The organism is Patescibacteria group bacterium, assembly GCA_041650895.1.
In the GTDB taxonomy this organism is placed as follows: Bacteria; Patescibacteriota; Patescibacteriia; order 2-01-FULL-39-33; family 2-01-FULL-39-33; genus CAISTG01.
This window is the reverse complement of record JBAZKF010000001.1, coordinates 268,283-292,988: the sequence shown is the minus strand read 5'-3', so window position 1 is coordinate 292,988 and position 24,706 is coordinate 268,283. Positions and strand designations below refer to the sequence as shown.

29 protein-coding genes are annotated in these 24,706 nt (G+C 43.0%); 24 read left to right on the top strand and 5 right to left on the bottom strand.

Annotated features, from left to right (window positions below):
* Nucleotides 1-35 precede the first annotated feature (35 nt).
* Nucleotides 36-407: a hypothetical protein gene (locus tag WC473_01470; protein MFA5124483.1), complete on the top strand. Its 372-nt coding sequence runs from the start codon at nucleotides 36-38 to the stop codon at nucleotides 405-407.
* Nucleotides 408-502: 95 nt separating this feature from the next.
* Here the strand turns inward: WC473_01470 and WC473_01465 are convergent, their stop codons facing one another.
* Nucleotides 503-898 (bottom strand): hypothetical protein, encoded by a 396-nt coding sequence (locus WC473_01465; protein MFA5124482.1) that lies wholly within the window; start codon nucleotides 896-898, stop codon nucleotides 503-505.
* Nucleotides 899-1,140: 242 nt separating this feature from the next.
* On the opposite strand from WC473_01465, the gene WC473_01460 reads away from it, so the two are divergent.
* From WC473_01460 to WC473_01430, 7 genes are all read left to right on the top strand, one after another.
* A complete protein-coding gene (locus WC473_01460; GenBank protein MFA5124481.1) occupies nucleotides 1,141-1,905 on the top strand; it encodes a hypothetical protein in 765 nt (254 codons plus the stop codon).
* Nucleotides 1,906-2,095: 190 nt separating this feature from the next.
* The gene (gene aspS, locus WC473_01455; GenBank protein MFA5124480.1) at nucleotides 2,096-3,550 is read left to right on the top strand and encodes an aspartate--tRNA ligase; all 1,455 of its coding nucleotides are present in this window, start codon (nucleotides 2,096-2,098) and stop codon (nucleotides 3,548-3,550) included.
* Nucleotides 3,551-3,620: 70 nt separating this feature from the next.
* Nucleotides 3,621-4,235, top strand: a complete 615-nt coding sequence (locus WC473_01450; protein ID MFA5124479.1) for a hypothetical protein — start codon at nucleotides 3,621-3,623, stop codon at nucleotides 4,233-4,235.
* 51 nt (nucleotides 4,236-4,286) lie between these two features.
* The gene (locus WC473_01445) at nucleotides 4,287-5,108 is read left to right on the top strand and encodes a DUF333 domain-containing protein (protein ID MFA5124478.1); all 822 of its coding nucleotides are present in this window, start codon (nucleotides 4,287-4,289) and stop codon (nucleotides 5,106-5,108) included.
* Between the two features lie 27 nt (nucleotides 5,109-5,135).
* Entirely contained in the window at nucleotides 5,136-5,807 is a 672-nt protein-coding gene (locus tag WC473_01440; protein ID MFA5124477.1) for an HD domain-containing protein, read from the top strand.
* Nucleotides 5,808-5,822: 15 nt separating this feature from the next.
* Entirely contained in the window at nucleotides 5,823-6,773 is a 951-nt protein-coding gene (locus WC473_01435) for a DUF5671 domain-containing protein (GenBank protein ID MFA5124476.1), read from the top strand.
* Nucleotides 6,774-6,855: 82 nt separating this feature from the next.
* Nucleotides 6,856-7,566: a YbaK/EbsC family protein gene (locus WC473_01430; protein MFA5124475.1), complete on the top strand. Its 711-nt coding sequence runs from the start codon at nucleotides 6,856-6,858 to the stop codon at nucleotides 7,564-7,566.
* A 57-nt stretch (nucleotides 7,567-7,623) separates the two neighbouring features.
* On the opposite strand, the gene WC473_01425 is transcribed toward WC473_01430, so the two are convergent.
* Nucleotides 7,624-8,208, bottom strand: coding sequence for a hypothetical protein (locus WC473_01425; GenBank protein ID MFA5124474.1), 585 nt, complete (start codon nucleotides 8,206-8,208; stop codon nucleotides 7,624-7,626).
* 176 nt (nucleotides 8,209-8,384) lie between these two features.
* Here WC473_01425 and WC473_01420 point away from each other — a divergent pair, with 176 nt between their 5' ends.
* The 9 genes from WC473_01420 to WC473_01380 all read left to right on the top strand — a co-directional run bounded on the left by WC473_01420 (nucleotide 8,385) and on the right by WC473_01380 (nucleotide 15,742).
* Nucleotides 8,385-9,092 carry a segregation/condensation protein A gene (locus WC473_01420; GenBank protein ID MFA5124473.1) on the top strand — a complete coding sequence of 236 codons (708 nt, stop codon included), beginning with the start codon at nucleotides 8,385-8,387 and terminating at the stop codon, nucleotides 9,090-9,092.
* Between the two features lie 11 nt (nucleotides 9,093-9,103).
* On the top strand, nucleotides 9,104-9,685 hold the full coding sequence (scpB, locus tag WC473_01415) for an SMC-Scp complex subunit ScpB (GenBank protein ID MFA5124472.1): 582 nt from the start codon (nucleotides 9,104-9,106) through the stop codon (nucleotides 9,683-9,685).
* Between the two features lie 38 nt (nucleotides 9,686-9,723).
* Nucleotides 9,724-10,647 (top strand): serine hydrolase, encoded by a 924-nt coding sequence (locus WC473_01410; GenBank protein MFA5124471.1) that lies wholly within the window; start codon nucleotides 9,724-9,726, stop codon nucleotides 10,645-10,647.
* Between the two features lies 1 nt (nucleotide 10,648).
* Nucleotides 10,649-11,152: a small multi-drug export protein gene (locus tag WC473_01405; protein ID MFA5124470.1), complete on the top strand. Its 504-nt coding sequence runs from the start codon at nucleotides 10,649-10,651 to the stop codon at nucleotides 11,150-11,152.
* A gap of 4 nt (nucleotides 11,153-11,156) precedes the next feature.
* Nucleotides 11,157-11,915, top strand: coding sequence for a triose-phosphate isomerase (gene tpiA / locus WC473_01400; protein MFA5124469.1), 759 nt, complete (start codon nucleotides 11,157-11,159; stop codon nucleotides 11,913-11,915).
* A gap of 6 nt (nucleotides 11,916-11,921) precedes the next feature.
* A complete protein-coding gene (locus WC473_01395) occupies nucleotides 11,922-12,788 on the top strand; it encodes a class II fructose-bisphosphate aldolase (GenBank protein ID MFA5124468.1) in 867 nt (288 codons plus the stop codon).
* Nucleotides 12,789-12,843: 55 nt separating this feature from the next.
* On the top strand, nucleotides 12,844-13,710 hold the full coding sequence (locus WC473_01390; protein ID MFA5124467.1) for a hypothetical protein: 867 nt from the start codon (nucleotides 12,844-12,846) through the stop codon (nucleotides 13,708-13,710).
* Nucleotides 13,711-14,211: 501 nt separating this feature from the next.
* Nucleotides 14,212-15,105, top strand: a complete 894-nt coding sequence (locus WC473_01385) for a tyrosine-type recombinase/integrase (protein MFA5124466.1) — start codon at nucleotides 14,212-14,214, stop codon at nucleotides 15,103-15,105.
* Nucleotides 15,106-15,241: 136 nt separating this feature from the next.
* Nucleotides 15,242-15,742 carry a hypothetical protein gene (locus tag WC473_01380; GenBank protein MFA5124465.1) on the top strand — a complete coding sequence of 167 codons (501 nt, stop codon included), beginning with the start codon at nucleotides 15,242-15,244 and terminating at the stop codon, nucleotides 15,740-15,742.
* Here WC473_01380 and WC473_01375 read toward each other — a convergent pair.
* Nucleotides 15,710-17,767: a serine/threonine-protein kinase gene (locus WC473_01375; protein ID MFA5124464.1), complete on the bottom strand. Its 2,058-nt coding sequence runs from the start codon at nucleotides 17,765-17,767 to the stop codon at nucleotides 15,710-15,712. The two genes, WC473_01380 and WC473_01375, sit on opposite strands and share 33 nt — an antisense overlap.
* A gap of 127 nt (nucleotides 17,768-17,894) precedes the next feature.
* Here WC473_01375 and WC473_01370 point away from each other — a divergent pair, with 127 nt between their 5' ends.
* The gene (locus WC473_01370; GenBank protein MFA5124463.1) at nucleotides 17,895-18,350 is read left to right on the top strand and encodes a hypothetical protein; all 456 of its coding nucleotides are present in this window, start codon (nucleotides 17,895-17,897) and stop codon (nucleotides 18,348-18,350) included.
* A gap of 255 nt (nucleotides 18,351-18,605) precedes the next feature.
* On the top strand, nucleotides 18,606-19,172 hold the full coding sequence (locus tag WC473_01365) for a DUF4352 domain-containing protein (protein MFA5124462.1): 567 nt from the start codon (nucleotides 18,606-18,608) through the stop codon (nucleotides 19,170-19,172).
* Nucleotides 19,173-19,299: 127 nt separating this feature from the next.
* Here the strand turns inward: WC473_01365 and WC473_01360 are convergent, their stop codons facing one another.
* Nucleotides 19,300-20,754, bottom strand: a complete 1,455-nt coding sequence (locus tag WC473_01360) for a hypothetical protein (protein MFA5124461.1) — start codon at nucleotides 20,752-20,754, stop codon at nucleotides 19,300-19,302.
* Nucleotides 20,733-21,071 carry a hypothetical protein gene (locus tag WC473_01355; protein ID MFA5124460.1) on the bottom strand — a complete coding sequence of 113 codons (339 nt, stop codon included), beginning with the start codon at nucleotides 21,069-21,071 and terminating at the stop codon, nucleotides 20,733-20,735. Before WC473_01355 ends, WC473_01360 begins: the two co-directional genes overlap by 22 nt.
* A 233-nt stretch (nucleotides 21,072-21,304) precedes the next feature.
* On the opposite strand from WC473_01355, the gene WC473_01350 reads away from it, so the two are divergent.
* Genes WC473_01350 through WC473_01330 form a run of 5 tightly spaced genes read left to right on the top strand, consistent with a single transcriptional unit; the run spans nucleotide 21,305 to nucleotide 24,697 of the window.
* Nucleotides 21,305-22,240, top strand: coding sequence for a hypothetical protein (locus tag WC473_01350; GenBank protein ID MFA5124459.1), 936 nt, complete (start codon nucleotides 21,305-21,307; stop codon nucleotides 22,238-22,240).
* 55 nt (nucleotides 22,241-22,295) lie between these two features.
* A complete protein-coding gene (locus WC473_01345; protein MFA5124458.1) occupies nucleotides 22,296-22,868 on the top strand; it encodes an alpha/beta hydrolase in 573 nt (190 codons plus the stop codon).
* Nucleotide 22,869: 1 nt separating this feature from the next.
* Nucleotides 22,870-23,412 (top strand): alpha/beta fold hydrolase, encoded by a 543-nt coding sequence (locus WC473_01340; GenBank protein ID MFA5124457.1) that lies wholly within the window; start codon nucleotides 22,870-22,872, stop codon nucleotides 23,410-23,412.
* A gap of 16 nt (nucleotides 23,413-23,428) precedes the next feature.
* Nucleotides 23,429-24,124 carry a dihydrofolate reductase family protein gene (locus tag WC473_01335; protein ID MFA5124456.1) on the top strand — a complete coding sequence of 232 codons (696 nt, stop codon included), beginning with the start codon at nucleotides 23,429-23,431 and terminating at the stop codon, nucleotides 24,122-24,124.
* A 30-nt stretch (nucleotides 24,125-24,154) separates the two neighbouring features.
* Complete coding sequence (locus WC473_01330) at nucleotides 24,155-24,697, top strand: histidine phosphatase family protein (GenBank protein ID MFA5124455.1); 543 nt, start codon at nucleotides 24,155-24,157, stop codon at nucleotides 24,695-24,697.
* The last annotated feature ends 9 nt before the right edge of the window (nucleotides 24,698-24,706 follow it).

Genomic DNA, 24,706 nt, shown 5'->3' with positions numbered 1-24,706 from the left:
GTTTAATAACCAGCCAACAGATAGGAGGAGCATCTATGGCCAACAATGGTATCTTGGTTTTGGTAGAAAGTCCTTTTGCCGGTGAAATTGCTAAAAATGTCAGGTATGCCAGGGCCTGTATCCACGATTGTTTGATTCGCGGTGAATATCCCTTTGCTTCTCATTTATTCTATACCCAGACGGGAATCTTGCGGGATGAAATCCCCGGAGAGCGTAAGTTGGGGATTGATGCCGGATTGGCTTGGGGGAAGAAGGCGGATAAGACAGTTGTCTATATGGATTTAGGTCTTAGCCAGGGCATGCAATACGGTATTAAAGCAGCCAAAGAAGCTGATCGTCCGATTGAATTTCGTTATTTGCCTGATTGGGAAGAACTGGTTAAAAGTGACCAACCCCTGGGTTTCTAATGTCCTTTGCGCCGCGCCGGCTCTGCCGTCGCGGTATTATTTTGTCAAAATAAAATCCGTCCCGATAAAATATCGGGACGGAGGAATGAGCTTTGTTATTGAGGGGCCTGGTTTTGCCGCCGTTTGAAATTCCCAAAATACCAGGTCAGTAAAAAAAATCCCACGAAAATCACCCAGCAAATCGCGCCTTGGATTATAGCTATAATCACAAAATCCTGCCATATTGTGAGGACGCCCGCTAACATAATAAGCGGTCCATACAACAATAATATTGCCACCAGCAAGAATCGGTTAATCCGATGTTGAAAAGCGGATATAGTGACCGAAGCAATGAGGCTAAAGTACCAGCCGTAGAAGGGTATTGTCAGGGCAATTGCTCCGGCTGCGATTATCGCGGCAGTGCAAATAATGCCGCTGGAAATTTGCCAGATTGAGATGCTGGCGTTTTTGATAAAACCAATAAAAGATCGAATCAATTTGCCGATTTTCATGTTCAACCCTTTCATTTTGGTTGGTTTTTTAATGTTCGGTTTTTTAATCGCTGGCCAAATTGATATTTCATTATATCATCCAAAGAATATTTTGTCAATAGTATAGTACGGATGATTGTTTGACAGAATTCCGTTGACATGATATTATAGCCTGATAATCTCGAAAGTCGGGATTTCGCTCGGTCCGGAGCGGTATAACGCCACAAGGACAAATGCACTTCAATAAAGAAAGGGAAATGCCCATGCCTAAGAAAGCTGGGAATGCCAAAGAAAGCGGTTTAACCGCAGAACAACAGCGCGAGTTATATGGGGCAATGATCACCGCAACTCCCACGGATATGTCGCGCGATGTTTACGAGAATTGGATGGCGAATCGTCGCGGCCTCAACCGCGGAGTGCGGCGGCTTTTGATACCGCCGGTCGAACAACCGCAGGTTCTACCAGCGCTTCAACACGACGCCGACACCCTCGCCCAACTGGAAAGTTGGGAGCGCCACTACCGGGACGAGTTTAATATGTCGGTTGATTTTTCCGGCATATTTATTCCGCTTCGTCGTGATTGGACCAAGCGCCTGATCGTTGTACCGCAGGGCATGACCTGCAATCAGGCCTTCGCCAAAAACGCCGAAATGTTTCCGTCATGGAAATGGACTGATGATTTGGACGCGGCGGCAGTCAAAGGACGCAACGACCGCGAGCCGAATCGCCATTACGCCATCTGGATTCGCGGCGACGTGGAGCCGGATGAAGTGGCTATGACCGCGAATCAAACACGAGCCATCGGCTTGAGTGGAACGACTCTGCTTGAACCCTTGCTGTTAGAAGGTAAATATTTCATGGAAACAAAGGATCATCTCAACAAGCAGAAGATCACTCGTTGCGACGGTTCTCGCAGTGCCTTCGGCTACGTCCCGTGCGTGCGCTGGTGCGTCGGCAAGTTTCGGGTCTATTGCTACGACCCCGGCTGTCCGCTCGGCAATCTGCGTCCCCGTTCCGTAGTTTCCTAATTCTCCTCTTTATTACTTTTTGCACACAACCATGTCGGTTTTCCGCCATGGTTTTTTATTGGAAGCCTTCCAATGCTTTAATTGTTTGCGGTGGCCAACTTTATTTGCATTAAAAATCAGATTTTGTTATAATATACACAATATTAATTAGCACCGCGAGGCGAGGGCGCGGCAGTCAAGCAAGAAAAATATGACAAGAACGCCGATCCAGGAGGTGGTAAATAAAGCAGGGCAAGAAGTGCTGGTCAAGGGTTGGGTGCATACGCGTCGCGACCATGGCAAGTTAGTGTTTATTGACGTGCGCGACCGCAGCGGCTTGTTGCAAGTCGTTTTTATTCCATCCAATAAAGAGGCGCATGAGTTGGCGCAGAAGTTGCGTAGCGAATACGTAGTGGCTATTACCGGCCAAATCAATGAGCGGCCGGCCAATATGGTCAACGATAAGTTGCCGACAGGCGGCGTAGAAATGCTCGCAACCGGATTGGAAATCATTAATGAAGCCAAGACGACGCCGTTTGAAATTAATCAAGATACGATTGAAATAAATGAAGAATTACGCCTCAAATACCGCTATTTGGACCTACGTTCTCAACGTATGACCGAAAACATGATTATGCGTTCCAAGGTTAATAAGTTTTTCCGTGATTATCTGGAACAGCAAGGATTTTTGGAAATAGAAACGCCGATTTTGACCAAGGGCACGCCCGAGGGCGCTCGGGAATTTTTGGTGCCGTCGCGCCAGTGGCCCGGCAAGTTTTATGTTTTGCCGCAATCGCCCCAGCAGTTCAAGCAATTATTGATGGTAGCCGGCGCGGAAAAATATTTTCAGATCGCCAGATGTTTTCGCGATGAGGACACTCGCGGGGATCGTCAAGCTGAATTCACACAATTGGATATTGAAATGAGTTTTATTGAGCAGGAAGATATTTTCAACTTGATTGAGCCGATGATGATTGAATTAGTGGGAAAACTCTACCCTAATAAAAAGATTTTAGCCAAGCCGTTTCCGCGTTTGACTTATGCCGAATGCCTGGATAAATACGGCACGGATAAGCCTGATTTGCGTCCCGACAAGAATGATCCGGATGTTTTGGCGTTCATGTGGCTGATTGATCCGCCTATGTTTAAGTATAGTGAGACAGAGAACAAATTAGTCGCTTCCCATCACCCTTTTACCATGCCTAACCGCGAAGATATGGAAAAGTATCCCGACGACCCCAAGAAATGGCGCGCTTACGGCTATGATTTGGTCTTAAACGGCTTTGAAGTCGCCGGCGGCTCCATCAGGATCCATCTGCATGATATCCAGCAGAAAATTTTTGAGCTTTTGGGCGTCGGTGAGAATGAAATTAAAACCCGTTTCGGCCATATGCTGGAAGCGTTTGAATTCGGCGCCCCGCCTCATGGCGGTATCGCCCCCGGTGTTGACAGATTGTTGGCGATATTGCACAACGAACCCAATATCCGCGAGGTTATTGTCTTCCCCAAAACCGGCGACAGCCGCGATTTGATGATGGACGCGCCCAATTATACCAGTTTGAAGGCTCTGCGCGAAGCTAATATTAGGATTGCCGACAGCGTAGAAGCTCGCGCCGAAAAAGAAGGCGTCAATCTTTACGGCGAACAAACGCAAACCGCGGATTAAATGGCGTTACAGTGTAAGATTTATGGCTTGCGCATAACTAATAATCATTATTAATAATTAAATAGTATTTATGGAAAACAAAAAGATTTTGATTGTTTCTCTATCAGTAGTAGCTATTATTATGATTTTAGGCGGTTTGGTGTTATATATCAGTCAAGTCAATCAAGTTAATGGTTTACGACAAGAAGTAATCTCAGAAATTAGCTTATTATCTGCTAAGATCGAGGGATTAAACTATCAACAGGCTGCCGGCTTGAATGATCAATCATCAGTAACCGGTATTCCCATAAATACTTCAGCTAGTACCGCAGCCCCATTAACTTCGGTTATAGATGCTGTTGGTATTGCTTATTCAAATCAGATTTATGGTTTTTCATTGCAGTTGCCTAAAGATTGGGCGGGATATACGGTTTCAATCGGGGATAGAGCCGGTAGAACCTATGCTTCTTTTGGTATGCCTGGTTGGTCGGATATATTCACGATTGGTATTTATACGAAAGAAACTTGGGGATTAATGAAAAAAGATCCTGTAAATGGCGAAAGAGATCTTAACGCTTATATTGGCGAAAACAATAATTATGTTTTTGCAATGTATCAAAGTCAGTATGTTTCTGATCAAAGGTATACCGTTCAAAGAAATCAGTTTACTGACATAAAGAATTCATTTAAAGCATTGATAAAGTAACAAAATAGCCATGCTACGTAACAGGCTACGTAACAAAGCTCAATTGTTTTTATGAAAAATATCGCCCCATTGTTTTTTATTTCCCTGGCTGTTATCTTATCGGCTTGTACTCTGCCCGGCCAAAAACCGGCGCCAACGGCGTGCACGATGGAAGCCAAGATTTGCCCGGATGGTTCGTCGGTCGGCCGTGAAGGTCCGAATTGCGAGTTTGCGCAGTGCCAGAATGCCGGTAATACTGGCTTAGCCAACCCCGCTTCGGTGAATTGTCAGGAAAAAGGCGGTACCTTGGAAATTATTACTGACTTGGAAGGCAATCAATCCGGTCTGTGCAAGTTTCCCGATGATACACAGTGTGAGGAGTGGGCGTTTTTCCGAGGCGAATGCCGTCCCGGGTTGATAACCTCGTCTTCTACGACGACAATAACCACTATAGCCGATTGGTCGGTTTATCAAAGCCAAGAATACGGTTTGGAATTTCAGTACCCCAAGAATTGGCCGAAACCGGAGATTTCAGCCGGCGTCTATACTGGCGGTTATCCGCAGGTAAGATCGAATTGGCGGATAAATGTTGGACCGGTTTCTAGGGGTGCTTGCGAAGGTGAAGATTGTTATGGTCTTTATTTTGACAAATTTTCCGTTCAGAATTATGCGGAAACATTAAAAGCGTTAAAAAATGATGGATCGATTAACGGAATAACCGAAGAGGTGATTAATGGCAATAATGTCATATTTTTTACTGAGGCGGGGATGAAAGATTATGCTTCAGCTTTGATTTTCGGTTCTGCTATGATGATAAAACTGCAAGACAGCGGACTTTCTTCGTCAGCCGGCAATTTTAGGCAGATTATTTCTACTATTAAGTTCATAAAATAGTTTAGTAATTTGAAGGTGACAAATATTATGAAAAATTTGACTCTGGAGGAAGTCAAGGCTAATCCTTATGTCGATGACTTTATCCGCCAAACAGAAAAATACTTGATCGCTTTGGGTTATACGGATCACGGTTACCGGCATGTTAATATTGTCTCGGAGCGTTGCCGCGGTTTGGCCAAACAGTTGGGACTGGTCAAAAAGGATCAGGAATTGGCCGCTATCGCCGGCTATTGCCATGACATGGGCAATTATTTGGGCCGTACCCAGCATCATTATTGGGCGGCTATGCTTTTTTCGCAGATTTTCATCCCCCAAAACGTTAATCCGGATGATATCGCCCGCATTACCCAAGCCATTGTCAGCCACGATAAGGACGAATTGAAAATAGTTGATAAGATTTCGGCGATTCTGGTTCTGGCCGATAAGTCTGACGTGCATCGCAGCCGCGTTATCGGTCGCGAAATTCAGGCGCGCGGAGAAGATATCCATGATCGGGTCAATTACGCCGCAACCGGCAACAGCCTGAAAGTTAATCGTTTGCTCAAGCAAATAGTCCTTAAAATCCAGATTGATACGCAGGAGGCCAAACCTATGGATTACTTTGAGATTTTTTCCGAACGCATGAGTTTTTGCCGGCTGGCCGCGGAATTTTTGGGCTGTAAGTTTGTCTTAATTATCAATAATTTTAAATTATCTTAATTTAATTTTAACCGTATGCCAAGTAACAACAGCTCCTACCGAGGCAAGGGCGCTTTAGACGCTTTCCTCAACTTATTATCCTTCATTTCTCTGGGCTGGATGTCCTGGGCGATCGGTGGTATCGCTTTCCAGTTGATTAACAGATATTTGGCTGAGAGCTTAAAGCTCCAAATGTATTATCCGACCATGTATTCGCAAGAGGTGGTCAAATATGCCATTGCCTCCTTAATTATCGTGGTGCCGGTGTATTTTCTGGCTGTCAATCTTTTGCATCGCAATTATAAGAAGAATAAGCTGAATCATAACAGCGGCATATATCGTTGGCTGACTTATTTGATGTTACTGGTTTCCGCCTTAACGATTATCGGCGCTTTAGTCAGATTGATTTTTATTTTCCTAAACGGCGAACAGACTTGGCGCGTCGCTTTGAAGATTCTGACCGTCGTCGCGATTGCCGCCGGAATATTCAGCTATTATTTTTATGATTTGCGGCGCAAGGCCTATCAGAAGTACAGCCCAACCTCTTTGGTCTTTGCCATTGTTTTGGTGGCTGTAGTTTTAGTTGAATTGGTCGCCGGATTAATGATTATAGATTCGCCGACTGTCACCAGGAATAAGCAATTGGACAGTCAGCTGGTCAATGACATGACACAAATCAATTATTTGTTGGAAATTGATTATCAGCAGGACGGCGCCGTACCGGTTGATTTAAGCGCCGCCAAATACAAGAATGTCGTAGAAGCGGTAAAAAGCGATCAGATTGAATATAACCGCCAGACCGCGAATGAATTTGAATTTTGCGCAACGTTTTTGACTGATGCGACTGCGGATAATTCGCAGAGCTGGCAAGGGGAAAATTGGTATTATCATGGCGTCGGCCGGCAGTGTTTCACTAAGAAAGTCCTTTTACCCAAAGCCGATGTGGCGCCGGAAGCGATAAAAGGCGAGACGCCGGCGGTGAGGTAGTATTCGGTTGCCTATCCCTGTCAGCCGGCAGTTTGATTAAATTTTATTTATTTTAAATCCGTAATCAGTAATTTTTAAATTTATGCCAATCCCAGTCAAAGTCAAGAAATATCTTGACGCCAAGGGTATTGATTATGAAGAGTTGGCCCACAAGACTGTCTTTACCGCTTATGATGCGGCGCAGACCTTGAAAAAACAGCTCAAAGAAATCGCCAAGACGATTTTAGTTGAAGCGGACAAAACCCATGTGTTAGTGGTTCTGCCGGCCGATAAGAAAATTGATATGGCCAAGCTTAAGAAAGTTTTGGGCGCCAAAAGCGTCCGTATTCCCGATGAAAAGGTGATGATTAAGGTGTTAAAGATTAAGCCGGGCACTTTGTCATCCTTCGGTCGTCTTCATGACATGGAAGTAGTGGTGGACAAAGCCATGATCGGAGTGAAGAAGGCTGTGGTTTCCACCGGCAGTTTTACCGACAGCGTCTTGATGAAAGTCAAGGATTTTGTTCAGAGCGAAGAAGCGCGTCTGGCCGATATCGCCATGAAAGGCGGCTACAAGATTCCTAAGGCGACGAAGAAAAAAATGGTTAAAGTAAAAAAACAAGTCAAAGCTAAGAAAGGCAAAAAGACCAAGATTAAAGTGCCGAAGACGGTCAAGAAATTAGAGAAAACAGTGAAACGGTCAGTCAAGAAAGCAGTCAGCAAGGTTGTCAAGGCGGCAACCAAACAACCGGTTAGGAAATCAACCCCAAAAGCTCCTAAAAAATCAGTGAGAAAATCGATTAAGAAAAAATAAAAAAGAGCGACTGCGTTAGCCGCTCTCCGAGCAAAGTTCAAAAGGAAAATCGAGGGTTTACCTCAGGTATTTTCGCGGATGATGGATCAGTTTGCGCTCATCAATAATCCGTACGCCGTGTTTTTCAAAAGTCGGCCGGAATTCATCCAGTGACTTTGTCAGTGAAGCCCGCTCTTCGGTGCCGGACGATACGATGAGAAATATCGGCGGAACCCTGACTGCGCTCATTTCACACAGGGTGATGATGTCAAAAGCTACACAGGCTCCGGTGATAAGTCCGTCTCTGGAATGCGGGCGCTGTAACGGATCATGCTCCATGGCAATGATGAACAAGCGTTTAAACTGCCCCCGGCGAATACCAAATAGCAATTCCATTGGATTATCACCCAAGCTGATTCCGGACATGCTGAAAGCCATTTTATCGTTGGTTTGATGAATTGCATCTATTAGATCTTTAACCATTAGGGAGTCTGGCGACATAGCGGCAAAGGGATCCCCGCAAGAAGAATAATTTTCCAGTTCGATCTTTTCCTGCTCCGGAGTTCTTCCTTGGTAAACCAGGGCGAACGATCTGGCTTTTTTTCCGACAGGGCTTATGCAAAACGGTGAGAGTTCAACTACAGTAGCAGTTCCTTCAATCATGGTGGCAATTCCTTTCTGTGTCGTTAATAGTTGTTAATGTCCTTGGCAGATGCTTCTATTTAAAATTCTGGTTAGATTATATCATAAATAGATAAAAAGTCAAGTATTAAATAATCATAATCAGTATAATTGTTTTATAATTTGTTTAAATTTAGAATAAAAATTATTGAAGAATCGTGGATTATCAAATAGTTTTAGATAAATTTTCCGGGCCATTAGATCTTTTGCTGCAGTTGATTGAGCAAGAGGAACTTGATATTTCCCAAGTTTCTTTGGCTAAGGTTACCGATCAATATCTTGCCTATTTGGACGCTAATAAGGATTTACCGGCAGGAGAGCTGGCGGATTTTTTGACGGTGGCGACAAAGCTTTTGGTTATCAAATCCAAGTTATTGTTGCCACAACTGGCGGACGAGGAAGAGGACAGTGCCGAACAGCTGGAAGCCCAGCTTAAGATGTACAAGGAATACCTGGAGGCCAGCAAAAAACTTGAAGCGTTACTAATGGAAAATAATTATTCTTTTACGCGCGAGCGTCTGCCGGTTGATTTTAGGCCGGCGTTTTCTCCGCCACCGGCACTGGTTGCCGGTGATTTGACTGCGATTTTTGAGGAGATTCTGAAACGCATAGAATACGTAACCGGTTTGCCCAGGAGAATAATGGAAAAGGTGGTCAGCCTGCAGGAAATGGTCAGCGGTATCAGGGAAGCCTTGGGGCGGGCGCAAAAAATGAGCTTCAAAGAAGTTATCGCCAACGCCAAATCCAAGCATGAAGTGGTCATCAGTTTTATGGCGTTATTGGAATTAATCAAGTCCGGCGAAGCCGCGGTCAACCAAAAAGGCATTTTTGATGAGATAGAAGTGGAAAAAGTCAGTGTCAACTAAAATTATCAATTATGAATTTAAAAAACACTATTGAATCATTGTTGTTTATCTCCCATAAGCCGCTGAGCGTTGCGGAATTGGCCAAATTGGCTGAAAGCGACAAAACAGCAGTGGAGGAAGAGCTCAAATTACTGCGGGAGGAGTATCGGGAGAAAAAGGGTGGCATGGAGATAATCAATATTGAGGATAAATACCAGATGGCGGCCGCTGGCGAATCGTCGGAAATAGTGGCTAAGTTTCTAAAAACCGAAGTAACCGGAGAGTTGACCCGGCCATCGCTGGAAACGCTTACTATCATCGCTTATCGCGGTCCGGTTTCCAAGGTGGAACTAGAATTGATACGCGGAGTCAATTGCTCCCTGATCTTGCGCAATTTGCTGATGCGGGGATTGATAGAATCGCGCGAAGATAAGGACAAAGCCACAAACGTTTATCAGATAACTTTTGATTTTTTGAAGCATCTGGGCTTAAGTTCGGTCAGCGAATTGCCGGAATACGAACGGCTTAATCGCAATAATAATCTGGAAAAATTATTGTACGGCCTTACCGGCGGCGCGGCGGAACAGGAACTTCCCGCCGATCTGGCAGTTTAATTCTTGTTTGTAATTTAACAGTTATTAACTAATATATTATGTTTCAAACCGTTCTCAACTTATTCTTGGCCGCAATATTTCTGCAAGCGCAGGCCACCAATCCTGCCGACGCCGTTCTGCCAGCCAATTCTTTGCCCCTGACTCAACAGAAAATTGAGGCTCGTTTGCCGGAAAAAGCCATAGACAGCGAGAGTTTAGGTGTTAAAGTTACGGCGAAAAGCTTTATCGTGGTAGAACCGGAAACGGGCGCGGTTTTGTATGAGAAGAATTCCCAGGATTGCCGTCCTATTGCCTCCTTGACTAAATTGATGACCGCCTTGGTTTTCTTGGAGCATAACCCCGGCTGGGATAAGCAGTACACGATGACTGCTGACGATTTTCGCGTAGGAGCCAAACCGGCTTTAATGGTCGGCGACACCTTGACTGTTCGTGATTTATTTTATACCATGCTTGTTTCTTCAGCCAACGAAGCGGCGGTAGCTCTGTCCAGGTCCACCGGATTGAAGCCGGAAGAATTTGTCAGGCAAATGAATTTATATGCCAAGCTGTTAGTCATGGATTCAAGCCAGTTCAGTGAGACGACCGGGTTGTCTGTGGATAATAAGGCCAGCGCCGAAGACGTCATCAAGCTGATTAAAGTCGCTTTTTCCCATTCCGAAGTCCGCAAGGCCTTGAGTTTTAAGAGTTATGATGTGCCGATTATCAATAAGAATTTGTCGCGCCATATCAATAGCACGGACACGATTTTGAAAGCCGAGTTCGGCTATCGCGGGGATTCTTACAAGTTGGAAGCGGGCAAAACCGGCACTTTGCCGTCCGCCGGCTACTGTTTTGCCAGCCAAGTCAAAGATCAGAACGATCGGCGGCTATTAATCGCTGTCTTGGGCAGTTCTTCCACTTACGACCGTTTTACCGATACCAAATCTTTGGCTTATTGGGTGTTTAATAATTTTTCTTGGTGATATGGTTTATCTGTTGATAAAATTTCTCGCCGGTTTGCCCCCGTCATGGGTCGTTTTGTTGATTTCTATGATTCCGATCGTAGAGTTGCGCGGCGCCTTGCCGGTAGCTTTGACGGTTTATAAGCTTAACCCTCTACTGGCTTATTGCCTGTCAGTCGTCGGCAATTTATTGCCGGTGATGCTGATTCTGCTGTATATCGGTCCGGTTTCCGCTTGGCTGGCTAAGCATAGTCGGCTGATGGAAAAGTTTTTTGCTTGGCTATTCAAACGTACCAGGCATAAGATCGGCAAGAATTATGAAAAGTACGGCCTGCTGGCCTTGGCGATTTTTGTGGCCATACCTTTGCCCATGACTGGAGCTTGGACCGGCGCTTTGGCGGCTTGGCTGTTCGGTATTGATAACCGGCGCGCTTTTTTGGCGATTGTCGCCGGGGTCATGATTGCCGGAATTATCGTGTTTCTGGCTACCACCGGCATACTGAATTTTTTGGATTTTTTAATTTAAACATATGCGTAAAATAATCATTGCCAATTGGAAAATGAATCTAAGTCCGATTGCTTCGGCCGAGTTGGCTCATGATTTGGCTAAGGCTTTGAACAATGATGTGCTGGAAGAAAGGGACGTGGTTTTGGCACCGTCTATCTCCGCTTTGACTTTAGTAGCGGAAACGGTTAAAAAAGAAGAAATAGCTTTGAGCGCCCAGGATATTTTTTGGGAGGACCGGGGGTCTTTTACGGGTTGCGAATCGCCCAGATTTTTGCGTGAAGCCGGTTGCCGTTATGCTATTGTCGGCCATTCGGAAAGGCGGCAGAATTTAGGTGAGACTGATGAAATGGTCCATCTCAAGCTTAAGGCCGCTCTCTCAGCCGGGTTAACACCGATTTTGTGCGTGGGGGAAACTTATGAGGAGCGTCGCGAAGGGCAGACCGGTAATGTCTTGTTGCGCCAAGTTCAGTCCGCTTTGCAAGGCGTTGATTTTCTGGCTAGCGAGCATCTGGTGGTTGCTTATGAACCGGTTTGGGTTATAGGTTTGGGCCAGGCGATTGAACCGGCCGAGGCTGAAGAGGCTTTTCGTATTATTTGGCAGCAGATTATTGACAATATGCCGATGGCTATCGCCAAGTCCAATGTCCGCATTATTTACGGCGGTTCAGTGGATTCGTCCAACGCCGGAGATTTTGTGCCATTGGATCATTTCGCCGGCTTCTTAGTTGGTGGAGCGAGTTTGAAAATAAAGGAGTTTTCTTCTATAATAAAAATTTGTTAAAAATTTATGATAGTTCATATCAAAAAAATTATTAACGGTGCGCAACAAGGCAAATATGCCTTGGGCGCTTTTAACACCTCTAATTTAGAAGTAACACTGGGTATTATCCGCGGCGCGGTGGCGCGAAAGTCTCCAGTGATCGTTCAAGTTTCGGAAAGCGCCATTAAATATGCCGGCTTGACCAATATCACGGAATTGATTAAGATTATTGCTACCACCGATGGCAAGAGAATACCCATTGCTATTCACTTGGATCATGGTCATAGTTTTAAAGTTGTAGTCGATTGTGTTAAAGCGGGATTTTCTTCCGTCCACATTGACGGTTCGGATTTACCATTTGAGCAGAATGTCGCTTTAACCAAGAAAGCGGCGGTTTTTGCCCATAGCCATGGCGTTTGGGCGCAGGCTGAGTTGGGAGCAATGCTGGGCAAAGAAGGTACGGTACTTAAGAATGTGCCCAAGGATCCCAACACCTATATGACCGATCCGGCTAAGGTGAAGGAGTTTATCCGCCGTACCGGCGTGGATACCTTGGCGGTTTCTGTCGGTACTATGCACGGCTATTACCGGGGTAAAGAAAAGATTGATTTTCCTCGGCTGAAGAAAATCCAGCAGGAGATTCCGCAGACGCCGTTAGTGCTTCATGGCGCTTCCGGTTTGGCTGATGGCGACTTGCGCTCAGCCGCTAAATTCGGCGTCCGGATCGTCAATATTGATACGGATTTGCGTCGCGCTTTCACTCAAGAGTTAAGGCGAACAATCAAAGACACGCCAAAAAATCATTATGATCCGCGTCAAATTCTAAAACCGTCAATTGACGCCGTTGCCGCCGAAACGGAACGCTTAATTAAATTATTCGGTAGCGGGCGATGAAGTTGGCTCTACTGTTATCCGTCGAGGGTATTCGAGTGATTTCCAATAAATTTTTATGTTGTTAAACGTTTCAGTTCTAATAATTTTAATAATCTCCTTGATCCTGCTGGCTCGCATTATTTGGCGGCATTTGCCGGAGTTGAAGATTTTGGATATCAGTTCCATTCCCAAGGAAAAACATGTTGACACCAAAGCTAAAATTTTGGAGTCAAAGTTTTTGCGTCAAAGCGATAAGACGCGCCAACGCTTGGATAAAGTAATGTCGCCAATTAAGGCCGGCGTCGGCGGATTAAAAAACAGGTTACAGGAACAGGTGCAGACATTAGAGAAAAAATATCAGCGTCGCGGCGAAGTGGAAGAAGCCAAAACTAAAAGCATTAACGATTTATTCGCGGAAGCGGAGCAGTTGTTGTCTAAGGATGATTTGGCGGCCGCAGAAAGGGATTTGATTGAAGTTATTTCTCGCGATAAGAAAAATATCCGCGCCTATGAATTGCTATCCGAGGTATATCGGAACGGTAAAAACTATGAACAGGCGGCTGAGGTGATTAAATATTTGATCAGGCTTAAGTCGCTTAAGTATCGGAAAAATAATACGGCCGAACCGTTGCAAAAAGAAAAATTAGAGGATACGGAAACGGCTATGTTGGAGACGATTAATGTGGATGTGGAGATCGCCGGTTATTATGACGACCTGGGCAAGGTGTATGAAATTTTGGGTAAGATTGACAAGTCCTTGGATAATTATCTGAAAGCTAATGCCATTGAACCAAATAATCCAAAATATCTTGATAAGGTTATTGATTTGGCTATTATAGTTAAAGACAAGGGATTAGCCAAGAAAACCTATCGCCAGTTGAAGGAAATTAACCCGGAAAATGCCAAATTGGCCAGATTTAAAGAGGCGCTTGAAAAAATGTAAGAGGTGTGTTAAAATAGTTTTGTTGTTTTTGCCGTTGTAGCTCAGTTGGTAGAGCGCATCCATGGTAACAAATCCGCCGAGGTTTGCTGCCAGAGAATTGCCCTTTACCGCAGAATTACTGCGGTAAATCCATTTTTTGCCGTCATCAATCGGCCGTAAATGGGTCGTCCCGATAAAATTGTTTTATAAAATTTAATGCCGTTGTAGCTCAGTTGGTAGAGCAACTCCATGGTGAACCGAACAGGTTTTGCCCCTCGATTAGGAAACTAATCGTTGAATCCCGAATTACGGTTAAAGGCCAGAAATGGTTAAGACCGTGGCGAGCGATCGCCCGAACGACTGACAAGGGAAGCTAAAGCATAATTTGCCACGCTTGATATACAGTCTAACCCTCCAATATAATTTTGAAATGGAGGTATAAGTGAAGGAGTAGGTCTGCGGTTCGAATCCGCACAACGGCTCAAATATGGAAAACACTGCAATAAAACCGCAGTGTTTTTTATGACTATACAAATTTTATCGCAAAAGTTCTTTGATTATTCAAAGTTCATCAAGGGGTTTTCCCAGCCGACGATCAAGCGCTACCGGCAGGTGATCAACTATTACGCCAGATTATCCGACATTACGGATATTGAGCAGGTCAGTCAGGAAAACGTCCGTAATTTGTTTTATCACGGCCGTACCCAGCAGAAATGGACGACTAACACTTTCATCTGCTATCACAAGTCGCTGGCCGTGTTCTTCCGCTGGTGCGTCAAAGAGGGGTATATGACCGGCAATCCGATTGATGACATCGAGACGCCGAAATTGGAAAAACGATTGCCACCGAAGCTGACCAAGCAAGAAGCAATGAAAATTCTCGAAGTGATAGATAACTATCCTTACAAGGAAAAATTCCTGCGTTACCGCAATTATGCGATTTTCTCGACGTTTATTATGGCCGGCTTGCGAAAAAAGGAGTTGCTAAACCTGAAGTTCACTGACGTGGATATCGAGAACTTGTCGATATTTATCCGACAGGGCAAGGGGAGTAAGGACAGGGTGGTGCCGATCAATTACAAATTAGCGGAGACATTAAACAAGTATCTCGCAGAGCGGCGAAAACTGAACAAAACCTGCCCGGAATTTTTCACCTCGCTGTTTATAAACGGCGGGTTTACGGCCAGTGGCCTCAAGAGATTGGTCGACCGTATCAAGGAGGCCTCAGGCATTAATTTCACCATTCACAAGCTACGCCATACGTTTGCCACACTGATGCTGGAGGGCGGCTGTGATATTTATTCACTGGCAAAGATGATGGGCCATAGCGACATTAAGACCACGACGATATACTTGGCGGCCAATATCGAGCACCTGAGGGCACAAATAACCAAGCATCCACTAATTGATTTGTAAAAGAGTTCCGCATTCTGTACGAGGTGAAAACGTATATATAGTCAATAAATTCGCCATATTCAAGGGAAATTTTAATTGTGGAAAACATCTTTTTACCTGCGTCAAAAAAAATGATATAATAAAATAAACAATATATATGTTACGTGAATACGTACTAACATCGCAGTTAATAAAAACACTGCAAGAGGGTGGCATTACAAAAATTATACGTTCGAGAAGGGGAAAAAACATTGAGATGAGGCGTGAGGTTGGCAATAATTCATTTATTGCCGATATTTTAATCTCGTCTTTTCCACAAAAAATGGTGCAGAACGACTTTAATACAAAACAAACTAAATTTATTGCTATTGAAGTTAAAATATCTGATTGGAAACAGGGATTATATCAAGCATGGAGGTACTGTTCATTTGCCGAAAAAAGTTATCTTGCATTATATAAAGATTATGCGAAAAATGCTGACATTAGTTTATTCAAAAAACATAACGTAGGTTTAATTGTTTTTGATGAAAACACAATAAAAGTTTTACACCATCCGACATCAAATAATTTTAGTAGCAATAAAGTTTACGAAGTTAATTTGCGAGAAAAAATTTGGCGAAGATCATTATCTATTCAAAGTATTCAACCAGCTATCTAAAAATAAGCTGGACGATGGCTTAATATTTTTTCTCAAACCTTCTCTGACGAGTAAATTACTATGATTTTTTAGCGATTCATAATGTTGTTTCGCTTTTTTAATATCTTCAACTAAAACAACTTTTCCACTTCCACCCTTATATCTGCCGTACTGTTTGCCTACGGCTAACATCATGTGTCCCGCAAGATCGCCTTCCTTTCTGTATGCCGGCGAAGAAAAATCTACTGCCGAACAACAAGCATCTTGGCACACTAAATCATTAAATTTTTCATACTCAGAAAGAATGTTCAATGCTTCTGGCCATGTCGCTCTCGCAAACATTGCTGGTAAATAAAAACAAGGTACTTTACGCGCTTGAGATTGCTTGTCTTCAATAACATTGAAGCGTCTTTGTTTTAGCATTTCTCCTGTAGCTATACTAACCCCGAGTGGAGCAAGAGCGATGCCAGAGAAATCAGCCTTGCTCCAAATAACATATTTTCCAGTACTTAATAGTTTTGTGAATAAATCCTGTGCTCCCTTAAGCCACGGTTCGTCAGACACAACGGTAGAGTGCGATGAATCTAATAAAATAATATACCCCTCAACCCTATCACTTAACGAGGTTAAATATTCTAAAATTTTATTGCGTGAGCGGTCACTTGTTAAAATTTCTTGTGACATAGCGACACCCTTTACAAAAGGCTTGACATTCCGATAATTGGAAAGAATATCAAGTGCCAGATACGTAATTTCTTGATCTATACTCCATGCGTCGTTATTAAACTCATCAATGTATAAAAATGGTGGGATAATTGCAGTAGCTCCTGCATTAAGTTGATGTCCGACTATTTCATTCAAAAAATTTATAATATCGCCGCCCCTTTCCTTAATTTTTTGTAGAAGTAGTGGCATGTCACTAAATAAATTTTTATGTTCATAATAAGATAGTCCCTTAAACTTTTTAGACTGATGCTTCGGAAATTGAAATAAATATGCTTGCGGATCAATTAAAACCGTTTTTAATCCATATCTAATTTTAATTCTTTTTGCCTCGTCCTTAGGAACCTGAGATGCTTCCACAACAACTCCGTCAAACAATCCCGGCATTTGATCTTTCATTTTTATAAATCGATTCGTCCCGTTAATAGCACAATAATAAAATCCACCATTTTGTAATTCTGGCGGTACTACATTTTTCATTTCGAGATAACTGATTGCGATCTGTGCATTTGGTCTATTTAGTTGATTTGAATCTAACATTCTCATAACTACTTTTTTCAAACCATCAGATACACCCTCATTATTAAGTGGCGGCAACACATTACCAGCGAAAATGGCTTCAGCCGGGAAATCACTGCCCTCAAAAGGATGTCGACCTTCAATCAAGCGATATAATATTAAGCCAACTGCATATACATCAATGCGATCATCAATAGTCATGCGCAAAAGTTCAGCATTACCCGGCCTGCTCGCTAAAATCTGTTCGGGAGATGAATACGCAAAATTTCTTCGCGCTTCTCCGCGAAATGGACTTATCTGAAATCGCGCAGATCCAAAATCAAGAATTTTTACGGAGCCATCTAATTGAATGAATATATTTTCCGGCTTGAGATCCTGATGAACTATATTTTTCCGCCATAGATCAGCTATCCCTCGCAATATACTGACCCCAATTTCAATAATATTATTTTCACTTAGCGGCGATGATTTAATATATTCGGCGAGATTCCCTCCCTCTAATAGAGGAAATAATAAAAAAATATAATTTTCGTCTTCTTTGGTATCAACTAATGACAAAACATATGGACTGCTTACTGTTTTGTAAATTGACACCTCTGCAAGTGCTTGCTCCTTATTAACCTGACCTTTGATTTTATTTTTCAAGAGTATCTTTAATAAAAATTTTCGATAATCTTTTTCAAGCACGTAATTGCAGGAAAAACAATTTTGTCCTTGAGGAGCATTCGCATTCAGAGTGTATCCGATAAAATGTCGACCAATTGAATTTTCTAACTCAACTTTTTTTGTACCATTTAATTTCATAATAATCGATTTATTCCTAATCAAAAATATTACTCAGTATTTCTTGGCTTAATTCTACTACCCACAGTATTAGTTGTCAAAAGTCAAAATCCTTGGGATAATATAATAAAATAGGTTAAAATTTTTCATGCAATCCGACAAATCTGACAATTTACTGGGTTTTCCGGTAAAAATTGAGGCGCTTGGGGCCACTGTTGCCCCTATGAGCGAAGTTACAACAAGAATCGAACGTGAAAGCACGCGGCAGGCCAAAGAGCGATTTTTGACGATTTTTGAGCGTTCAGGCGGATCAAGCGTCACTCTCGTCTCACAGCATGTCGGCATTAGCCGAGATACCTACTATCGATGGCTTCGCGAAGATGTGACATTCAAAAACAAAATCGAGCGCGTACAAAGCTATATTCTGGATTTTGTTGAAGAGTTGTTATTAGTTAAGGCCTTTCAAGGTGACGGCCCGTCAATCCGCTTTTGGCTGAGCCATCGCCACCCGGACTATATGCGCGGCGGAAAGCCATATGGATATAATCAGAATGTAAGCCAAAATATAACGCTTGCCGACCTGATGGCTAAAAACCAACCTTAGGACTTCCAAAAATTAGAAAAAAATGATAGGATAATAGTACAATTTAGCTAATAGACCTAAACCCCGGCCTCGGCCAGTGGCATGGTCAAAAATCGCAACGAAAATAAAGACCCCATCATCAGGGTCGCTTCGTTGCGTTATACGGGGAAACTCGTATATGGGTCGCAAGACCCTAACTGGTGGTGGGTTTTTTATTTGAAAAACCTAAAGTCGAAACCTCCAGCTACTCAACTTATAAATAAACAATAGCAAAATATGGAAAACAAAGATCAAAAAACAAAGAAAAAGTTTTATAAGCGCTGGTGGTTCTGGCTGATCGTAGTAATTATACTATTTATCGCCATCGCCTCCAGCGGTAACAAACCGCAAAAAGTGGGCAATACTAATAACTCAGGCAGCCAGAATACGGCGGCCAAACAAGACGAAGTATTCAAAGTAGGAGATCAGGTTAAGATGGGCAGCTCAATAGTAACTATCAATAAAGTCGAATACTCCCAAGGCGGCCAATACAGCAAACCCACCGCTGGCAACGAATGGCTTAATCTGAATATCACCATCGAGAATACCGGCTCTACCGGCCAAGGCGTTAGCACTCTCGGCCAGATGTTTATCCGAGACGGTGATAAAAACAGCTATCAGGTGGCAGTGACCAATAAAGCCATGGAGAACCCCGGCTTCGGCTTAGACGGCCAAATTCTGGCCAACAGCAAGCGCACAGGATGGGTTGGCTTCGAAGTACCAAAGACAGCTACCGGCCTGCAATTCCAGTATAACGGCAGTATGTTCGGCGGTGGCAACATTTTAATCAATCTGGATCGATAGAAAACAACGAAAAACTACCAAATCCTACCAAAACCACTATTTCACAATGGTGGTTTTATGGAATTTTAACAAAATGAAAACGCCGAGGACTTCCTTGTTCTCGGCGTTGTTTGTTTCCTAAATGTGCTTACGACTTTTTTCCGATCGCTTCGTTAATCATCTGCCAGTAACGCTCGCTGTTAAGTAGCGAGCCGAGCTCCAACAATTCATCCACTGACAAGCCAGTCAACGTCACCCTCTTGTTGACTATAAGCCAATCCCAAAACCAGCGATCCTTAAGCTGCTTGGCGGCTTGTTCTAATTGTTTCCGCGAGAGCTTTTCGGTCTCGGCAATATGACGCCAAACCTCACAGCTATTGGCATCGCTGCCAGCAGTCATCAACTGTTCGGCAGTAAGCTTGCCGGTTTCAATAATTCTGAACCAAGTCCAGTCATAGTTGGCGCGACGCCCAAGTTCCAAGAGTTTATTAACAGATTTTTTCTCCCAATTAATCTTGGCATTGACTTTGCCCCAGACGCGGCTGTTGTCTGCCTTAAAGCCGATCTCCAGAATTTGTTCTTCCGAAAGACCGGACCAGTCAAGTTTGTCCGCGACTCGCGACCAAATCGTCCAGCATTCGACCGCCAACCCGACCTCAATGAGTTGATCGTTTGTGGTTATGGCCTTCCAGTCAATTTGGTTTTCAACTGCCCACTGGATGTTGGTCGTGTAGATTCCGAACGCTTCGGCCAGTTCGCTCACTTGTTTGAGTTGTTGGTGCGAAAGCCGGCCAGTGCGGACAATTTCAATCCAAACGTCCTTGTGAGCCGCCTCCTTGCCAGCTATCATCAATTGATCGGCCGACAATTCAGAGGTTTTGATGATAGCCATCCATACCTGCCAACTCTGAAGCTTCTGGCCTCTTGTTTTGGGATTATCATACATCTCGCGTTCATCGTCGCCGGTTTTGATGACTTCCTGTCCGGCCGCCATTAGCTGATCGGCAGACAATTTGCCAGTTTTGACGATGATTCGCCATCCCCAGTTGTCCTTGAGCTGACGGCCGACGTCCATCAGTTGTTCGGCTGACAGCATGCCAGTTTGGATAATCTCATACCAGAGCCGCCACGGATTTGGCCTGTCGCTACAGCGAACAAAAAACGGATTTTTGAGAGAGTCATAAAGACCAACATTCAACAGCTGTTCGATTGATAATTTACCCGAGGCAATGACTTGTCTCCAAACATCGAAATCATGGGCCGATATCCCTGCTTGCAAAAGTTGCTCGGCCAAAAGTTTTCCTTGGCTAACAATTTCCCGCCAAACATCCGAATCGTGGGCTGTTTTGCCAGCTTCCATTAGTTGGTCAGCGGACAGTTTGCCGGTTTTAACAATTGGTAGCCATGCCTCGCATTCGCCATTAGAGGCGTCATATGGGATGTAATCAAACTTCCTTCCATCCATGCTATGATAATCTTTTTCCCGGGCAAAATATTTCACTCGTCCGGTGTTGTTGACTTGCCGGCCAATCGTCATTAATTGATCGGCCGTCATCTTCTTGCCATTCTTCTTGATTATTTCTACTGCCTGATCGCTGTACATGGCATTCTCCTTTCCTGCTCCTCCGATAAATCGGGGAACGTGGTCAGAATCAGCTCCTCCAGCTTTTCCGCACCTTGCGGACTCTGGAGAACTTTGGTGAGTGCACCAAGTGAATCTTTGCCAAAATCCCTAATTGCGCAGGCGTACCAGCGACCGGCTTTCGCCTTTTTCTGGCTTCCGGTTTTTTGCAAAACCAAAGCAAACGCTTTCGTGGGGCTTGGCGCCGATTCAACGAGGGCGAGCAATACTGGATCTTTCCAGATTGCCTTGGAGCGAGTCAGATATCCGACAATCATAACTGCATCGTCTTCATTCATGACGTGTTCCTTTCCTGTTGTCAGGGTGCTTTGTCCTTTCGGCGACAGCCATCCCGGACAGGGACGAAATTCCAACAATGGAATAACATGTTAGTATATCATTTATCTTGATAAATGTCAAGTCCAGTGCGCATTTAATTATATTTGGCCTATTTTAGATAGTTTTTATAACAGTGGGAGTAATTGTCTTTCGTTAAAAAAAGTGATAAAATTAGATTAAAAGTAACTAAAATATGCCAGAAAAATTTGATTTTAGAAAATCAGATGACCAGCAAAGATTTGACCAATTGCCTGATACAGATAAGGATCAGCTAATTGACGAGGCGCATAGGGAGGCCTTGGTTTTGGATGAAATGAGAACCGAAATCCTTAAGCTATTAGAGCATGAAGAAACTCCAGAAAGTTTAATTGAAGCCAAAGATCGAATAACTGATATTTTTCGCGATCCAGATGTTTGTATTCATAGCACACGAGTTTCTGCATTTTATAATATTTTGAAATATGGTCTTTTAAGTAGAAAAAGAATGAGCGAGTTAAGAATACCCCTTGTTGAAAGTTGGGGTGATATGGCTGTATCAAAATTCAGAAATGACGATCTAATTAGTTTGACGGCCAATCGAGCTAAACCCGGCGAAGCTGCCGTAGAATTAACTGGATTATTCCATCAAGATCAATTAGCATTAGTGTATTCGTTTTCGGACATAGAAGATAAATTAACCGACATTGAGTATTTTGATCCTGATGATCGGCGTTATAAAACATCATTTGGTCCGCTTAGAGGCGTGTGGAAAGGCGAGTATATGGCAAAAACACAGTTGGAACCTGATTTACTTAGAGGCATTTCCGTTCGTGATAAGTTAGCTGATTTAGTTTTAAGTAAAATTGATCTGGCTTTATCAAAAGATGTTAAATTACAAAAAGACGGTCAATTACTATTTCGCAGTGAGGATGAATTAACGCAATTCCAAAATTTAGTTTTGATGCTAAATAACGTGCTGGGCGAAGACGTCACGATAAGAGATATTTTGATATTAGTCGGCAAGAAATTGCATCTGCCCATTTACGTGACTAATGGACAACAGTTCACCTGCCGGGTAGCTTATCCGGAAAATGATTTGCCGCCATTTACAATTACAGAAGACCTTCTGGATGAGATTGGAAGACAATAAGCAATATCTTAAGTTGGTTGAATTTATAATAGATGTTAAATTAGTTCAATTAATTATGGAAAAAAGAAATTGCATTATTATCCATGGTTGTCCGTCGGATGCGGAAAAAGCCATGAACCCGGAAACCAGAACTTACGACAAGCACTGGCAGTCTTGGGTTAAGCAAAAACTGATTGAGCGTGGCATTATGACGGAAGCGCCGTTAATGCCCGAACCATGGAGTCCAGATTATGATAAGTTTAAGGCAGAATTTGAAAAGTATCATGTCGATGAGAATACTGTTTTAATCGGTCATAGTTGCGGTTGTTCTTTTCTGGTACGTTGGCTTAGTGATACCAAAAGAAAAATCAGCCAACTTATTTTGGTAGCTCCTTGGAAAATCGCTGAAGGCGATGATGTCGCTCGGCATGATTTTTATGATTTTCTGATTGACGAGACAATAAAGGATCGAGTTGGTAAAATCGTTATGTTTACTGCCGATGACGAGGAGGAGGATGGCAAGAAAGGTTTGGCTATGTTTCACGCCGCTTTAAGCGGGGAAGTGATTGAACTTCCGGGTCGTGGACATTACACGCTTGATGATATAAAAACCGATGAGTTTCCAGAATTACTAAAAGTAATTGAATAATATGAAAAACGCAATTATACTGCACGGCACGGGTGATTCACCAGATTTATTCTGGTTTCCTTGGCTCAAAGACAACTTAGAAAAGAAGGGATATGAAGTTTGGCTGCCCGCCCTGCCAAATCCTAAATTTCCCAATCGGCAGGAATGGGTGCCGTTTATTTTAGAAAATGGAAAGTTTAATAGCGAAACCGTGATTATTGGCCATTCAGCTGGTGCACAGATAATTTTAAGCGTTTTAGAAAAATTTGAGTCACCAATCAAACAAGCTATTTTAGTTTCCGGTTATGCCAAGGCACTGAGAAAAACTGCCGACAGCGAGAAAAATGTCGATGATTACGATTGGGAGAAGATAAAAGGCAAGGCCGAAGAATTTATTTTTATTAATTCCGATAATGATCCATGGACTTGCGATGACACACAGGGCCGGATTATGTTTAATCACTTAGGCGGTAGCCAGATAATATTACATGAAGGTCATATGGGATCGAGTTACTTCAATCAGCCTTATAAAGAATTTCCTTTTTTATTACGACTAATTATTTAATTGCCACAAAATGTATATGGATAGACCAATAACAACATTATTTTTACTTATCTCTGTGGATGGAAAAATATCAACCGGAGATACGGACACAATGGATGTAGACTCGGATTTTACTAAGATTAATGGAGTTAAGGAAGGGCTGCAACAATATTATGAGCTGGAAAAGCAAACTGATTTTTTTTCATTAAATTCGGGCCGCGTCTTCTCTAAAATTGGTTTTAATGATAAAACCGATCAGCCTATTAAAATTCCAGTTACTTTTATTATTATTGATAATAAGCCACATCTAAATGAAAGAGGTATAGAATATGTTTCCAAAAAATGCAAAATGGTTGTTTTAGTTACTACAAACGAAAATCATCCCGCTTATAAACTCAAAGATAAATTGGATAATATTAAAATTGTAAAATATGAAGACAAGATTGATTTTGAAGACATGTTTTTAAGATTGAAAGCCGATTTTGGGGCTGAAAGAGTTACGATACAATCGGGAGGAATGCTGAATGCTGAGTTTATAAGAAGGGGTCTGGTTGACTATATTTCTCTTGTAATGGCGCCAGTCATGATTGGTGGAGAAAATACTCCAACTCTGATGGATGGGGAGTCGCTTCATTCGAAAGACGAACTATTTAAGTTACGAGCTCTTGAGCTTGAATCAGTTAATCAACTTGAGAATTCATATCTTCACCTTAAGTACAGAGTTTTGAATTAATAGCGTTGTAATCATGCGTAATGAAAAAATATGATAAAAATAACCTATTTTGTCCATGGAACAACAACCGATAACGAGAAAGATATCTCGTCCGGTTGGCTTGATGTTGGGTTATCTGAATTGGGAGTAAAACAGTCAATAGACCTAAAGGATCAAATCAAAGATAAAGAATTTGACGTAGTATTTTGCTCTGATTTGCAGAGAGCGATTGATTCGGCTAAACTGACTTTTGGAGAAACCGTGCCGATAGTTCAGGATCAAAGATTGCGGGAATGCAATTACGGAGAATATAATGCCAAGGCGTCAGCAATTGTGGAACCAATGCAGGAAGACCGTATCACAGAACGATTCCCCGGAGGCGAGAGTTATGAGGACGTGAAAACCAGAATCGCCGATTTTATCGAATTTCTGAAACAAAACTACGATGGCCAGAATGTCGCAATTGTGGCTCATAAGGCGCCACAGTTGGCCTTAGACATCCTACTACGAGGTAAAACGTGGGAACAGGCCTTTGCCGAAGATTGGAGAAAAACAAAGTCGTGGCAGCCGGGCTGGGGGTATGAAGTAAATTAATGAATATTA